Origin of the sequence: Streptomyces sp. NPDC007901 (assembly GCF_042959465.1) — a bacterium.
In the GTDB taxonomy this organism is placed as follows: domain Bacteria; phylum Actinomycetota; class Actinomycetes; order Streptomycetales; family Streptomycetaceae; genus Streptomyces.
This window is the reverse complement of sequence record NZ_JBIBKW010000003.1, coordinates 119,424-133,834: the sequence shown is the minus strand read 5'-3', so window position 1 is coordinate 133,834 and position 14,411 is coordinate 119,424. Positions and strand designations below refer to the sequence as shown.

The window sequence follows — 14,411 nt, the reverse complement described above, 5'->3', positions numbered from 1 at the left end:
CGTGCTACTCGGCCGAGGGCGCCTCACCCTCGTCCGTACCGCTGGTCTCGAGACCCTCAGCGGTCTCGGCGGTCTCGTCCACGGTGTCGTCACCGTCGACTTCCTCCGCCTCGCTGCCGGCCTCGGCGTTACGTGCGATCCCGACGACGGCATCGCGCTTGCCCAGGTTGATCAGTTGGACGCCCATGGTGTCACGGCCCGTCTCCCTGACCTCGCTGACTCGCGTGCGAATCACACCGCCGGACAGGCTGATGGCGAGGATCTCGTCGTTCTCCTCGACAATCAGCGCACCGACGAGCGAACCACGGTCCTCCACGATCTTGGCGGCCTTGATGCCGAGGCCGCCGCGGCCCTGGACGCGGTACTCGTCGACACGGGTCCGCTTCGCGTACCCCCCGTCGGTGGCAGTGAACACGAACGTACCGGGTCGAACAACATTCATCGACAGAAGTTCATCGCCCTCGCGGAAACTCATGCCCTTGACACCGGAGGTGGCCCGGCCCATGGGGCGCAGAGTGTCGTCGGAGGCGGTGAACCTGATCGACTGTGCCTTCTTGCTGATCAGAAGGAGATCGTCATCCGCCGAGACCAGTTCGGCGCCGATCAGTTCGTCGTCGGAACCGTCCTCGCGCTCACGCAGGTTGATCGCGATCACACCGCCGGTGCGGGGCGAATCGTAATCCTTCAGAGGCGTCTTCTTGACCAGACCGCCCTTGGTGGCCAGCACCAGGTAGGACGCGGCGTCGTAGTCCCGGATCGCGAGGATCTCGGCGATCGCCTCGTCCGGCTGGAAGGCCAGCAGGTTGGCCACGTGCTGACCGCGCGCGTCCCGGCCGGCGTCCGGCAACTCGTACGCCTTGGCCCGGTACACCCGGCCCTTGTTGGTGAAGAACAGCAGCCAGTGGTGCGTGGTGGAGACGAAGAAGTGGTCGACGATGTCGTCTTCCTTCAGCTTCGTACCGCGCACACCCTTGCCGCCGCGCTTCTGCGCCCGGTAGTCGACCGTCTTGGTCCGCTTGACGTAGCCGCCGCGCGAGACCGTGACGACGATGTCCTCCTCGGCGATCAGGTCCTCGATGGACATGTCACCGTCGTAGGGCACCAGCATGGTCTTGCGGTCGTCGCCGAACTTCTCCACGATCGCGGCCAGCTCGGCGCTCACGATGCCGCGCTGGCGGACCGGCGAGGCCAGGATCGCGTTGTACTCGGTGATCTTCGCCTGGAGCTCGTCGTGCTCCTGGATGATCTTCTGGCGCTCCAGGGCGGCCAGCCGGCGCAGCTGCATCTCGAGGATGGCGTTGGCCTGGATCTCGTCGATCTCCAGGAGCTCCATCAACCCGGTACGCGCGATCTCGACCGTGTCACTGGCCCGGATCAGCGCGATGACCTCGTCGATCGCGTCCAGCGCCTTGAGCAGACCGCGCAGGATGTGCGCCCGCTCCTCGGCCTTGCGCAGCCGGAACCTCGTACGGCGGACGATGACCTCGATCTGGTGCGTCACCCAGTGCCGGATGAACGCGTCCAGGGACAGGGTGCGCGGCACGCCGTCGACCAGCGCCAGCATGTTGGCGCCGAAGTTGGTCTGCAGGTCGGTGTGCTTGTAGAGGTTGTTGAGGACGACCTTGGCGACCGCGTCCCTCTTGAGCACGATGACGAGCCGCTGGCCCGTACGCGACGAGGTCTCGTCACGGACGTCCGCGATGCCGCCGACCTTGCCGTCCTTCACCAGGTCGGCGATCTTCTGCGCGAGGTTGTCCGGGTTGACCTGGTACGGCAGCTCCGTGACCACCAGGCACTGGCGGTTCTGGATCTCCTCGACCTCGACGACCGCCCGCATGGTGATCGAGCCGCGGCCCGTGCGGTACGCCTCCTCGATGCCCTTGCGGCCGACGACCAGCGCGCCGGTCGGGAAGTCGGGGCCCTTGATGCGCTCGATCAGCGCGTCCAGGAGGTCCTCGTGCGAGGCCTCCGGGTTCTCCAGGTACCACTGGGCACCGGCCGCGACCTCGCGCAGGTTGTGCGGCGGGATGTTGGTCGCCATGCCGACCGCGATACCGGCCGAGCCGTTGATCAGCAGGTTCGGGAAGCGGGCGGGCAGGACGGTCGGCTCCTGGGAGCGGCCGTCGTAGTTGTCCGTGAAGTCGACGGTCTCCTCGTCGATGTCGCGGACCATCTCCATCGACAGCGGCGCCATCTTGCACTCGGTGTAGCGCATGGCGGCCGCCGGGTCGTTGCCCGGGGAACCGAAGTTGCCGTTGGAGTCGACGAGCGGCATCCGCATCGACCACGGCTGGGCCAGGCGGACCAGGGCGTCGTAGATGGAGGAGTCGCCGTGCGGGTGGTAATTGCCCATGACGTCACCGACAACACGGGCGCACTTGTAGAAGCCGCGCTCGGGGCGGTAGCCGCCGTCGTACATCGCGTACAGCACGCGCCGGTGGACAGGCTTGAGACCGTCCCGGACGTCGGGCAGCGCGCGGGAGACGATGACGGACATCGCGTAGTCGAGGTACGAGCGCTGCATCTCCGTCTCGAGCCCGACGGGCTCGATGCGCATCACGACGTCGCCGCCCTCTTCAGGGGTGACAGGAGTGTTCTCGTCGGCCATTGCTGGTGAAGATCCTTCCTGGTGCGGTCAGCTGAGACCGACTCAGATGTCGAGGAAGCGGACGTCCTTGGCGTTGCGCTGGATGAACTGGCGGCGGGCCTCGACGTCCTCGCCCATCAGGACCGAGAACAGGTCGTCGGCCTGCGCGGCGTCGTCGAGGGTGACCTGGCCGAGGACGCGGTGGTCGACGTCCATGGTGGTCACGCGCAGCTCCTCGGCGTTCATCTCGCCGAGACCCTTGAAGCGCTGGATCGAGTCCTCCTTGACGCGCTTGCCGCGCTGCCGGCCCAGCTCCAGCAGGGCGTCGCGCTCGCGGTCGGAGTACGCGTACTCGACCTCGTCCCGGCCCCACTTGATCTTGTAGAGCGGGGGACGGGACAGGTACACGTGCCCCTGCTCCACCAGGTCCCGCATGAAGCGGAACAGGAAGGTCAGCAGCAGGGTGTTGATGTGCTGGCCGTCGACGTCGGCGTCCGCCATCAGAATGATCTTGTGATAACGGAGCTTCGAGATGTCGAAGTCCTCGTGCACACCGGTACCGAACGCGGAGATCAGCGCCTGGATCTCCTGGTTCTGCAGGATCTTGTCGATCCGCGCCTTCTCGACGTTGAGGATCTTGCCTCGGATCGGGAGGATCGCCTGGTACTGCGGGTTGCGGCCGGACTTGGCCGAACCGCCGGCGGAGTCACCCTCGACGATGAAGATCTCGCACTTGGTGGGGTCGTTGGACTGGCAGTCCGAGAGCTTGCCCGGCAGCGAGGCGCTCTCCAGGAGGCCCTTGCGACGGGTCAGGTCACGGGCCTTGCGGGCCGCCACGCGGGCGGTGGCCGCCTGGATGCCCTTGCGGACGATGTCCGCGGCCTCCACCGGGTACCGGTCCAGCCAGTCGCTGAGGTGCTCGTAGACCGCCTTCTGCACGAAGGTCTTGGCCTCCGTGTTGCCCAGCTTGGTCTTCGTCTGGCCCTCGAACTGCGGCTCGCTCAGCTTCACCGAGATGATCGCGGTCAGACCCTCGCGGATGTCGTCACCGGTGAGGTTGTCGTCCTTCTCGCGGAGCAGCTTCTTGTCGCGCGCGTACTTGTTGATCAGCGAGGTGAGCGCCGCGCGGAAGCCCTCCTCGTGCGTACCGCCCTCATGCGTGTGGATGATGTTGGCGAACGAGTACACACCCTCGCTGTAGCCGCTGTTCCACTGCATGGCGACCTCGAGGGACAGGCTCTTGTCCTTGTCCTCCGCCTCCAGGTCGATGACGGTCGGGTGCACCACGTCCCCCTTGCGGGAGTTGAGGTACTTCACGAAGTCGACGATGCCGCCGTCGTAGTGGTAGGTGACCGTCTTGACCTCGGACTTCTCGTCCGCGCCGGCCTCGTCCGCCCCGGCGACCGCCTTCGCCGACTCACGCTCGTCGGTGAGCCGGATGGTCAGGCCCTTGTTGAGGAACGCCATCTCCTGGAAACGCCGCGACAGCGTCTCGAAGGAGTACTCGGTGGTCTCGAAGATGTCCGGGTCCGCCCAGAACGTGACCGAGGTGCCGGTCTCGCCCGTCTCCTCGTGCTGCGCCAGCGGAGCCGTCGGGACGCCCAGCTTGTAGTCCTGCGTCCAGCGGTGGCCGTCGGTCCTGATCTCGACCGAGACCCGGGACGACAGGGCGTTCACGACGGAGACGCCGACGCCGTGCAGACCACCGGAGACCGCGTAGCCGCCGCCGCCGAACTTGCCGCCCGCGTGCAGCACGGTCAGCACGACCTCGACGGCCGGCTTGCCCTCGGACGCCACGATGCCGACCGGGATGCCACGGCCGTTGTCCACGACGCGCACGCCGCCGTCGGCCAGGATCGTCACGTCGATCGTGTCCGCGTGGCCCGCCAGAGCCTCGTCGACTGAGTTGTCCACGACCTCGTACACGAGGTGGTGCAGACCGCGCTCGCCGGTGGAGCCGATGTACATACCGGGTCGCTTGCGGACCGCGTCCAGCCCTTCGAGGACGGTGATGGCGCTGGCGTCGTAGGAAGCGGTGACCTCACCGTTCGCGCCGGCGTCGGTGGACGGGATGTTCTCGTTGGGGTTGCCGGAATCGGCCACGAAGCGCCCTTTCTGGCACAGCACGAGCCGGGCTCGTCGGCGGGTTGCCGGAGCGGCTGCGGCATGTTGCGTTGGTAAGCCTTGATCAGCGTTGCTCAGCTTTTCCCGGACGGTCCCCACGTTTGGGGCGGGATTGGCTTCCAGTCTACCGGTAGCGCCGACAGTGATGGGGGTTTGCCGGTACCTGAGTCCGCACGTGCCGCCCTGAACCCGCCTCCGCCGACTCCCGATATACGGAAGGGGGCTCCAAGAGGCTCACGGAGGCACTCAGCGCTTCCGGCTGTCAACCCTTGGCTACTCCGGGGTCAGGTCGCGATTCGCATCCGCGTGCGGTTGTACGACGACCGGCCGAGCGGGCCGTACGACGGCTCCACGCTCGGCTGATGGCGTGACGTAAGTCACCCGTAGGTGTCGCCGGGGCCGGTGCTCCCGGGGGCGCGCAGCGGCCCGTAGCGCCGGACCGGACCGCCCGGATTGAGCACCTTGATCAGGTGTACGGTGCCGTGCCCCAGGTCCTCGTTCAGGCGCGCGACCAGCGCGGGCGCCAGGTGGCGCAGCTGGGTCGCCCAGGCCGTGGAGTCGCACTGCACGACCAGGACCCGCTCGTCCTCGTCGTACCGCTGCGGAACACAGTGCTTGGCCAGGTCCTCGCCGACGATCTGCGGCCAGCGGCCCATCACCCCGCCGACCGCGGCCGGCGTCTCCCAGCCCCGTTCGGTGATCAGCCGGTTGATGGCGGACCCGAGCGCCATGGGGTCACGGCCGTCGGCGCGCGCGCCGGAGCGCAGGCCGCCGCGCCGCGCCTGCTTCTTCTGCTGCGCCGCCTCGCCCCGCGCGCGTGCCGCCTCTTTCGCCGCCCGCAGCGCCACGCGCGCGAGGTCCACGCCCGAAGGCTCCTTCTCGGGGACCGGCCCGTCGGTGCTCATGCGCGCTCCACCGTCCCGTCGGCCACCGTGTACCGGGTGCCGGTGAGCAGATGCGGTACGTCGTCGTCCACCGCGGCGGTGACCAGCACCTGCTCGCCCGGTGCGACCAGCTCCGCCAGCCGCTCCCGGCGCCGGGCGTCCAGTTCGGCGAACACGTCGTCGAGCACCAGCACCGGCTCGTTGCCCTCGGCCCGCAGCAGGTCGTACGAGGCCAGGCGCAGCGCCAGCGCGTACGACCAGGACTCGCCGTGCGAGGCGTACCCCTTGGCGGGCAGCTGCCCCAGCTTGAGCACCAGGTCGTCGCGGTGCGGGCCGACCAGGGTCACCCCCCGCTCGATCTCCTGCTTGCGGGCGTCCGCCAGAGCCGCCATCAGCTGGGCGTACAGATCCTCACGGGTGTGGGCCTCGCCGGGCGCGGACGGCTTGTACTCCAGCGCGACCGGACCGCCGCCCGGCGCCAGCTGCTCGTACGCCTTGTCGGCGAGGGGCTGGATCGCGGCGACCAGGTCGAGCCGCTGCGCGAGCAGCTCGGCGCCGACCCGCGCGAGGTGCTGGTCCCACACGTCGAGCGTGGACAGATCCATGGTCCGGCCACCGTGCCGCCGCGCGAGGGCCGCGGTCTTCAGCAGCGTGTTCCGCTGCTTCAGCACCCGCTCGTAGTCGGACCGCACGCCCGCCATCCGCGGCGACCGCGCGGTGATCAGCTCGTCGAGGAAGCGGCGCCGCTCGCCCGGGTCGCCCTTCACCAGCGCGAGATCCTCGGGCGCGAACAGCACGGTCCGTACGATGCCCAGCACGTCCCGGGGCCTGACCTGCGAGGACCTGTTGATGCGGGCGCGGTTGGCCCTGCCGGGGTTGAGCTCCAGCTCGACCAGCTGCTGCCGCTCGCCCTGCCGGACCTGGGCGCGGATGATCGCGCGGTCGGCGCCCATGCGCACCAGGGGGGCGTCGGAGGAGACGCGGTGGCTGCCGAGGGTGGCGAGATAGCCGACGGCCTCGACGAGGTTGGTCTTGCCCTGGCCGTTGGGGCCGACGAAGGCGGTGACGCCCGGGTCGAGCGGGACCTCGACCCGGGCGTAGGAGCGGAAGTCGGCCAGCGACAGATGCGTGACGTGCATGGTGGTGCGCCGACCTCCCCGTTGACTGCTACTGCTTGGTCTCTACGGCGTGACCGCCGAACTGGTTGCGCAGCGCGGCGATCATCTTCATCTGCGGCGAGTCCTCCTGCCGGGAGGCGAACCGCGCGAACAGCGAGGCGGTGATCGCGGGCAGCGGCACCGCGTTGTCTATGGCGGCCTCCACAGTCCAGCGGCCCTCGCCGGAGTCCTGTGCAAAACCCTTCAGCCTGTCCAGGTGCTCGTCCTCGTCGAGGGCGTTCACCGCGAGGTCGAGCAGCCAGGAACGGATGACCGTGCCCTCCTGCCAGGAGCGGAAGACCTCGCGCACGTCCGTGACGGAGTCGACCTTCTCCAGGAGCTCCCAGCCCTCGGCGTAGGCCTGCATCATCGCGTACTCGATGCCGTTGTGGACCATCTTCGCGAAGTGGCCCGCGCCGACCTTGCCGGCGTGCACCGAACCGAAGTCGCCCTCGGGCTTCAGCGCGTCGAAGACCGGCCGCACCTTCTCGACGTGCTCGGCGTCACCGCCGTACATCAGCGCATAGCCGTTCTCCAGGCCCCAGACGCCGCCGGAGACCCCGCAGTCGACGAAGCCGATGCCCTTGGCCGCCAGCTCCTCGGCGTGCCGCTCGTCGTCCGTCCAGCGGGAGTTGCCGCCGTCGACGACCACGTCACCGGGCTCGAGCAGCTCGGCCAGCTCGTCGATCGTGGACTGGGTCGGCGCCCCGGCCGGGACCATCACCCACACCACACGCGGGCCGCTGAGCTTGCCCACAAGCTCTTCCAGGCTGTGGACATCGGCGAGGTCCGGGTTGCGGTCGTATCCGACGACGGTGTGGCCCGCGCGGCGAATCCGCTCGCGCATGTTGCCGCCCATCTTGCCGAGGCCGACGAGACCGAGATCCATCAGTTGGTTCCTTAGGTAGCGGTGTGGCAGGAGAGGCACTTTCGTACCCACGTCCGAGCCTAATCCCGACCCTTTGCGCACAGTTGTGGGCATAGGCGCTCACCTGGGGAAACCCACCCCGCGAGGGTGCCGGGTACCCACAGGGGCAGCCCGGCACCGTGCACAGCTGTGGACAACTCAGCCGCTGAGGCGCACCGGCATGATCAGGTACTTGTAGGCCTCGTCCGCCTCCGCGTCCAGCGCCGGCTTGCCGCTGAGCAGCGCGGGCTTGGTGGACGTCGTGAACGACAGCTGGGCGACCGGCGAGTCGATCGCGCTCAGGCCGTCGAGCAGGAAGGTCGGGTTGAAGGCGATCGAGATGTCGTCGCCCTCCAGCTGCGCGTCGACCCTTTCCACAGCCTGTGCGTCGTCGCTGGAACCGGCCTCCAGGATCAGCACGCCCTGCTCGAAGCTGAGCCGCACCGGGGTGTTCCGCTCGGCGACCAGGGCGACACGCTTGACGGCCTCCACGAAGGGGGCGGTCTCGATCACGGCGACGGAGTTGAACTCGGTCGGGAACAGCGTGCGGTACTTCGGCAGGTCGCCCTCGAGCAGCCGCGTGGTCGTACGGCGGCCGGCGCCCTCGAAACCGATGAGCCCCTCGCCCGCGCCCGAGCCGGAGAGCGCCAGGATGACGCTGTCGCCGCTCGTGAGCGCCTTGGCGGTGTCCAGGAGCGTCTTGGCGGGCACCAGGGCGACCGCGGAGGCCTCCGGGTTCTCCGGCTTCCACAGGAACTCGCGGACCGCGAAGCGGTAGCGGTCGGTGGAGGCCAGGGTGACCGTGTCGCCCTCGATCTCGATCCGCACACCGGTGAGCACCGGGAGGGTGTCGTCACGGCCGGCGGCGATGGCGACCTGGGAGACGGCGGAGGCGAAGACCTCGCCGGGGACCGTGCCCGTCGCGTTCGGCATCTGCGGCAGGGAGGGGTACTCCTCCACAGGCAGTGTGTGCAGCGTGAACCGGGAGGATCCACAGACCACCGTCGCCCGTACACCGTCTGTGGAAATCTCCACCGGCCGGTTGGGCAGGGCGCGGCAGATGTCGGCGAGCAGCCGGCCGGAGACCAGGACCGTGCCCTCCTCCTCGACCTCGGTCTCGACGCTGACCCGCGCGGAGACCTCGTAGTCGAAGCTGGACAGGCTCAGCTGGCCGTCCTCGGCCTTCAGGAGCAGGCCGGCGAGGACCGGCGCCGGCGGACGGGCCGGGAGGCTGCGTGCCGCCCAGGCCACTGCCTCCGCGAGTACGTCGCGTTCCACCCGGATCTTCACCGTAAGCCCGCCTCCTGCTGTTGCCGGGGCTTCTCGCCCTGCTGCGTCTTCGTCGTCTGTCCCGGTGTCGTCGGCCCCTGGGAGGGGAAGAACACCGGGGACCAGTCTGACGCACCGCACTGACAGCTGGTGCCCGTCGGGGTCAAGTCGTGACGAGGCGCGGTCAGAGGCCGAAGAGCGAGTTGTGCACAGGGCCCTCTTCGAAACGGATTCCCAGCTCTCTCTAGTTGTCAGTAGTAGTAGGGGCTGTGGATACCGTGGATAACCTCGTTTGCCCAGCTCAGGGGCGAGATTTTGTCCACTGCCCCTGTGGGTGGAGCCGGTGGACAACTGGGCGTCTCTGTGGAGAACAGAAAGTTCTGCACACACCGTGCACAGCCCGAGGGCACTTCTCCCCAACGCCGTCCCCAGCTTTACCCGCCTTTCCCACAGCCCAACCCGGCACCTTCATGTGACGCCTTTCACTCGACTCGGTGAGGAGGCGCGTCGCGTTGCCGAACAGTGGACAGCGGTGTGGAGAAGCTGGGGATCGCTGGGGACAACCGCCCCTCAGCCTGTGGGTTGCCGGTGGACAACTTCATACACACCCTGTGGATGTCTTCGTCGTCCACAGACTGTGGAGATCCTTCATCCACGATTCCACAGCCCCTTGAGCTGCCCTGATGCTCTTTCAACCCCCAGCCTGTGGACGACGTTCGGGACAACTTCACAGTCCCCAGGGTGTGGACGCAAGAAAGTCGGCAAATCTGTGGAGGACGCCCGTAACCAGGCAGGTAATCGAACAGCGGACCTCGCTTGAGCGCCCCCTTGGGGGCGCGGGGAACTGCGCGACCAGCCCTCACCGACCGGCACCGGACCCCCTCCGAACCACCCCAGGACGCCAAAAGGCGCCCCCGGGATCTCTCCCAAGGGCGCCCTGAGCGCCGTAGAACTAGCCGTTCTTGATGCGGTTGGTCAGCTCGGTCACCTGGTTGTAGATCGACCGCCGCTCCGCCATCAACGCCCGGATCTTCCGGTCGGCGTGCATCACCGTCGTATGGTCCCGGTTCCCGAACTGCGCCCCGATCTTCGGCAGCGACAGATCCGTCAGCTCCCGGCACAGGTACATCGCGATCTGCCGCGCCGTGACCAGCTGCCGTCCGCGCGAGCTCCCGCACAGGTCCTCGACCGTGAGCCCGAAGTAGTCGGCGGTAGCCGCCATGATCGCCGTGGCGCTGATCTCCGGCGTGGAGTCCTGTCCCCCGGGGATCAGGTCCTTCAGCACGATCTCCGTCAGCCCCAGATCCACCGGCTGCCGGTTGAGCGACGCGAACGCCGTCACCCGGATCAGCGCGCCCTCCAGCTCACGGATGTTGCGGGAGATGCGGGAGGCGATGAACTCCAGCACCTCCGGCGGCGCGTTCAGCTGCTCCTGGACCGCCTTCTTGCGGAGGATCGCGATCCGCGTCTCCAGCTCCGGCGGCTGGACGTCGGTGATCAGTCCCCACTCGAAACGGTTCCGCAGCCGGTCCTCCAGGGTGACCAGCTGCTTGGGCGGCCGGTCGCTGGAGAGCACGATCTGCTTGTTCGCGTTGTGGAGCGTGTTGAAGGTGTGGAAGAACTCCTCCTGCGTCGACTCCTTGTCCGCGAGGAACTGGATGTCGTCGACGAGCAGGATGTCCATCTCGCGGTAGCGCTTGCGGAAGCTGTCGCCCTTGCCGTCGCGGATGGAGTTGATGAACTCGTTGGTGAACTCCTCCGAGCTCACGTACCGCACGCGCGTGCCCGGGTACAGGCTCCGCGCGTAGTGTCCGATCGCGTGCAGCAGGTGCGTCTTGCCGAGCCCGGACTCCCCGTAGATGAAGAGGGGGTTGTACGCCTTCGCGGGCGCCTCGGCGACGGCGACCGCGGCCGCGTGCGCGAAGCGGTTGGACGCGCCGATGACGAACGTGTCGAAGAGGTACTTCGGGTTCAGCCGAGCGGTCGGTTCGCCCGGCCCGCTGGCCGGCGCGGGCTTGGCGCCCAGCGGGCCCGGGCCGCCGGCGCTCGGCAGGTCCGGCCGTCCGGGACCACCCCGGTGCCCCTGACCCGCTCCGCCCGAGGGCTCGGACCGCTCACGGCGGCCGGCGTCGCGCTGGTCGTAGTCGGACCGGTCGTAGTCCGGTCGCTTGTCGTAGTCCGGCCGGTTGTCGTACTCGGGTCGCTTGTCGTAGTCGGTGCGCGGCGGCTCGTAGTCCGTGCGCTGCTGCTCGTACTCGGCGCGCTGCTGCTCGTACGGGGGCCGGTCCATCGGCTGCTGCGGGCGGTACTCCTGGGAGTAGGAGTCGCCGTAACCGTCGGAGCGGTAGGAGTCCTGGGACGGCGAGGCATAGGGGTCGCGCTCGGGAAAGCCGAGCCGGGGCTGCTGCCAGCCGTACTCGTCCTGCCCGGGGCGCGGCCAGGCGCCGGGTTCCGGGCGCTGGTACTCGGAGGGGTAGGCGGGACGGGCGGTCGGGAGCTGGTCGCGGCCGCCCTGGTCCTCGGCGCGGTGGCGGCCGTAGCCGCCGTCGTACGGTGCCGGGGGAAGCTCGGGCTCCTCGTAACGCTGCTGCAGGGGAGGGGCCGGCGGGGCCGGGGGCTCGCCCGCGGACTCGTCCACGGTGATCGCGATGCGGATCGGGCGCCCGCACTCACGGCTCAGGGTCTCGCTGACGATGGGGGCGAGACGGCCCTCCAGTACGTTCTTCGCGAATTCGTTCGGTACGGCGAGCAGGGCGGTGTCCGCGACCAGCGCGAGCGGCTGGCAGCGCCGGATCCAGTGCTCGTCCTTCGACTCGACACCCTGACCGCGGCCCTCACCGAGGAGCTGCTCCAGTACTCGTGGCCACACTGCGGCAAGATCGGCAGGTACGTCAGCCACAGGGCACGCTCTCTCACAGGTCCCACGAACGTGTGGTTCGAGGACGGGTCGGGATGAATATCGGGTCGGGCGGGGATAAAGGAACGAATCGGAGTCCAGCCACGGTAGTCAGCGTGGCGGGTGCGGTTCAAGTTGTTGTCCCCAGCCTGTGGATAGTGTCTCTCGGTCACTGCTGGTTTGACCGAATGGCGTAGCCCCGCGTACCGTAACCAGGTCGAGTTGTCGATGGCTGCTGCCGCCTGCCTCCGATGGGCACAGATCGCTGAAGGTGATCGGGAAGCGGTGCACTCGGGCGTGATGCGAGCTACTCGTGGGCGCACGGTGACAGCCAGGACGGCACCCGCCACACCGATTTGATTTCTGGAGCCCCCGAGTGAGCAAGCGCACCTTCCAGCCGAACAACCGTCGTCGTGCGAAGACCCATGGCTTCCGCCTGCGGATGCGCACCCGTGCCGGCCGCGCGATTCTCGCGAACCGTCGTGCAAAGGGTCGCGCCAGCCTGTCGGCCTGATCCCGATCAGGTCATGACGTCGTGCTGCCTACCGAGCATCGGCTGAGGCGGCGCGAGGACTTCGCGACCGCGGTACGACGGGGTCGCCGGGCAGGCCGCCCGTCGCTCGTCGTCCATCTTCGTAGCGGTGCCACGGACCCGCACGCGCCTGGGGAGAGCGCTCCCCCGACGCGTGCGGGTTTCGTCGTGAGCAAGGCCGTGGGTGGTGCCGTGGTGCGTAACACGGTGAAGCGCAGACTGCGTCATCTGATGCGTGAGCGAGTCGCCCTGTTTCCCCCCGGTAGCCTGGTAGTCGTACGAGCGCTGCCCGGAGCGGGCGACGCCGACCATGCACAGCTGGCCCGAGACCTGGATGCCGCCATCGAGCGGCTGCTGGGAGGGGGCGCGCGATGAAGTACCCACTGCTGGCTCTGATCAAGCTGTACCAGTGGACGATCAGTCCGCTGCTCGGGCCGGTGTGCAAGTACTACCCGTCATGCTCCCACTACGGCTACACAGCCATCGACCGGCACGGTGCGATCAAGGGAACGGCACTCACGGCCTGGCGCATCCTGCGGTGCAATCCGTGGTCGCTCGGCGGTGTGGACCACGTCCCGCCGCGCAAGCGCCCGCGGTGGCACGAAATGCTGCGTGACGCCTGGCGTACACGCAGGGGCGGGCCCTCCGCCGCCGAAACGGCCACCGAGGAGAAGACTCCCTCCGAGCTTCCTTCGAGCCCGGCCGCAGAGACTTCGTCCCATGCCCAAGGAGCATGATTAGTGGACACGATTGCCAGCCTGTTCAGCTTCATCACGACACCCGTCTCATGGGTCATCGTCCAGTTCCACTCCGTGTACGGGAAGATCTTCGGTCCCGACACGGGCTGGGCCTGGGGCTTGTCCATCGTGTCCCTGGTGATCCTGATCCGCATCTGCCTGATCCCGCTCTTCGTGAAGCAGATCAAGGCGACCCGGGCCATGCAGACGCTCCAGCCCGAGATGAAGAAGATCCAGGAGCGCTACAAGAACGACAAGCAGCGCCAGTCCGAAGAGATGATGAAGCTGTACAAGGAGTCGGGTACCAACCCGCTCTCCTCGTGCCTTCCCATCCTGGCGCAGTCCCCGTTCTTCTTCGCCCTGTACCACGTGCTCAACGGCATCGCGTCGAACCAAACCATCGGCGTGATCAACAAGTCCTTGCTGGCCAGCGCCCAGAAGGCGCACATCTTCGGTGCCCCGCTCGCCGCGAAGTTCACGGACGGCTCCGCGAAGGTGGAGGCCCTCGGTGCCTCCCTCACGGACGTCCGGGTCGTCACCGCGATCATGATCGTCCTGATGTCGGCGTCGCAGTTCTACACGCAGCGCCAGCTGATGACGAAGAACGTCGACACCACGGTGAAGACGCCGTTCATGCAGCAGCAGAAGATGCTGATGTACGTCTTCCCGGTCATGTTCGCCGTCTTCGGTATCAACTTCCCGGTCGGTGTCCTCGTCTACTGGCTGACCACCAACGTGTGGACCATGGGCCAGCAGATGTACGTCATCCGCAACAACCCGACCCCGGGTTCCAAGGCTCAGGCCGCCTACCTGGAGCGCCTGACCAAGCACGTCACGCACCACGGCAAGCCCCGGCGCCGCAGCGAGAAGACGATCATCAAGGCGATCGTCGCCAAGGGCCGCGACCGCAACGAGTTCGAGCGCGGTTTCATCAATGCGCTGACCAAGTCGGGCCTGGTGGCCCAGGCCGACGGCACCGTGGTGAAGGGCGAGGCCCAGGCCGCCACGCTGACCGAGGACGGCGTCGCGACCACCGCAGCCGCCAAGCGCCAGCAGCCCAAGCGCCAGACCAAGGCCCAGCGGCAGTCCGGCGGCACGAAGGCGGCCGGCGACTCCCCGTCGGATGCCTCGGACTCCTCGGACTCTTCGGAGAAGACCACCTCGCTGGAGAAGTCCGACGAGCCGCAGGACGCCAAGCCCGCCGCCCAGCAGCCCCCGAAGGGCGGCTCCAACGGCCGCAGCAGGGCTCAGTCCGGTCAGCGCAAGGGCGGTCCGCAGCGCCCCAAGTCCCCGTCCAAGAAGTAAGAAGGAGCCCATC

At 68.1% G+C, this 14,411-nt stretch carries 11 protein-coding genes; 4 read left to right on the top strand and 7 right to left on the bottom strand.

Features of this window, described 5'->3' with window-relative positions; all coding sequences use genetic code 11:
• Window positions 1-4: 4 nt before the first annotated feature.
• From gyrA to dnaA, 7 genes are all read right to left on the bottom strand, one after another.
• Window positions 5-2,608 carry a DNA gyrase subunit A gene (gene gyrA / locus ACFZDK_RS10910; protein ID WP_390971701.1) on the bottom strand — a complete coding sequence of 868 codons (2,604 nt, stop codon included), beginning with the start codon at window positions 2,606-2,608 and terminating at the stop codon, window positions 5-7.
• A 42-nt stretch (window positions 2,609-2,650) separates the two neighbouring features.
• A complete protein-coding gene (gene gyrB / locus ACFZDK_RS10905) occupies window positions 2,651-4,714 on the bottom strand; it encodes a DNA topoisomerase (ATP-hydrolyzing) subunit B (protein WP_390971700.1) in 2,064 nt (687 codons plus the stop codon).
• A 374-nt stretch (window positions 4,715-5,088) separates the two neighbouring features.
• Window positions 5,089-5,616, bottom strand: a complete 528-nt coding sequence (locus tag ACFZDK_RS10900) for a DciA family protein (protein WP_390971699.1) — start codon at window positions 5,614-5,616, stop codon at window positions 5,089-5,091.
• On the bottom strand, window positions 5,613-6,734 hold the full coding sequence (recF, locus tag ACFZDK_RS10895; RefSeq protein WP_390971698.1) for a DNA replication/repair protein RecF: 1,122 nt from the start codon (window positions 6,732-6,734) through the stop codon (window positions 5,613-5,615). The genes ACFZDK_RS10900 and recF overlap by 4 nt, the downstream gene beginning before the upstream one ends.
• A gap of 28 nt (window positions 6,735-6,762) precedes the next feature.
• On the bottom strand, window positions 6,763-7,641 hold the full coding sequence (gnd, locus tag ACFZDK_RS10890; protein ID WP_390971697.1) for a phosphogluconate dehydrogenase (NAD(+)-dependent, decarboxylating): 879 nt from the start codon (window positions 7,639-7,641) through the stop codon (window positions 6,763-6,765).
• Window positions 7,642-7,818: 177 nt separating this feature from the next.
• A complete protein-coding gene (dnaN, locus tag ACFZDK_RS10885) occupies window positions 7,819-8,949 on the bottom strand; it encodes a DNA polymerase III subunit beta (protein ID WP_123975717.1) in 1,131 nt (376 codons plus the stop codon).
• 931 nt (window positions 8,950-9,880) lie between these two features.
• Window positions 9,881-11,827: a chromosomal replication initiator protein DnaA gene (gene dnaA, locus ACFZDK_RS10880; protein WP_390971696.1), complete on the bottom strand. Its 1,947-nt coding sequence runs from the start codon at window positions 11,825-11,827 to the stop codon at window positions 9,881-9,883.
• Between the two features lie 373 nt (window positions 11,828-12,200).
• Between dnaA and rpmH the strand changes: the two genes are divergently transcribed.
• From rpmH to yidC, 4 genes are read left to right on the top strand one after another with little or no spacing between them, the layout of a single operon-like run.
• Complete coding sequence (rpmH, locus tag ACFZDK_RS10875; protein ID WP_015659252.1) at window positions 12,201-12,338, top strand: 50S ribosomal protein L34; 138 nt, start codon at window positions 12,201-12,203, stop codon at window positions 12,336-12,338.
• Between the two features lie 21 nt (window positions 12,339-12,359).
• Window positions 12,360-12,731, top strand: coding sequence for a ribonuclease P protein component (gene rnpA / locus ACFZDK_RS10870; protein ID WP_089100455.1), 372 nt, complete (start codon window positions 12,360-12,362; stop codon window positions 12,729-12,731).
• Window positions 12,728-13,093, top strand: coding sequence for a membrane protein insertion efficiency factor YidD (gene yidD / locus ACFZDK_RS10865; RefSeq protein ID WP_390971694.1), 366 nt, complete (start codon window positions 12,728-12,730; stop codon window positions 13,091-13,093). Before rnpA ends, yidD begins: the two co-directional genes overlap by 4 nt.
• 3 nt (window positions 13,094-13,096) lie before the next feature.
• Window positions 13,097-14,398, top strand: a complete 1,302-nt coding sequence (gene yidC / locus ACFZDK_RS10860) for a membrane protein insertase YidC (RefSeq protein ID WP_390971693.1) — start codon at window positions 13,097-13,099, stop codon at window positions 14,396-14,398.
• Window positions 14,399-14,411 lie beyond the last annotated feature (13 nt).

Bases quoted from the DNA above. Each gene is read 5' to 3' on its own strand.
- gyrA (WP_390971701.1), bottom strand. From the start codon at position 2,608: ATGGCCGACGAGAACACTCCTGTCACCCCTGAAGAGGGCGGCGACGTC.
- ACFZDK_RS10900 (WP_390971699.1), bottom strand. From the start codon at position 5,616: ATGAGCACCGACGGGCCGGTCCCCGAGAAGGAGCCTTCGGGCGTGGAC.
- recF (WP_390971698.1), bottom strand. From the start codon at position 6,734: ATGCACGTCACGCATCTGTCGCTGGCCGACTTCCGCTCCTACGCCCGG.
- gnd (WP_390971697.1), bottom strand. From the start codon at position 7,641: ATGGATCTCGGTCTCGTCGGCCTCGGCAAGATGGGCGGCAACATGCGC.
- yidD (WP_390971694.1), top strand. From the start codon at position 12,728: ATGAAGTACCCACTGCTGGCTCTGATCAAGCTGTACCAGTGGACGATC.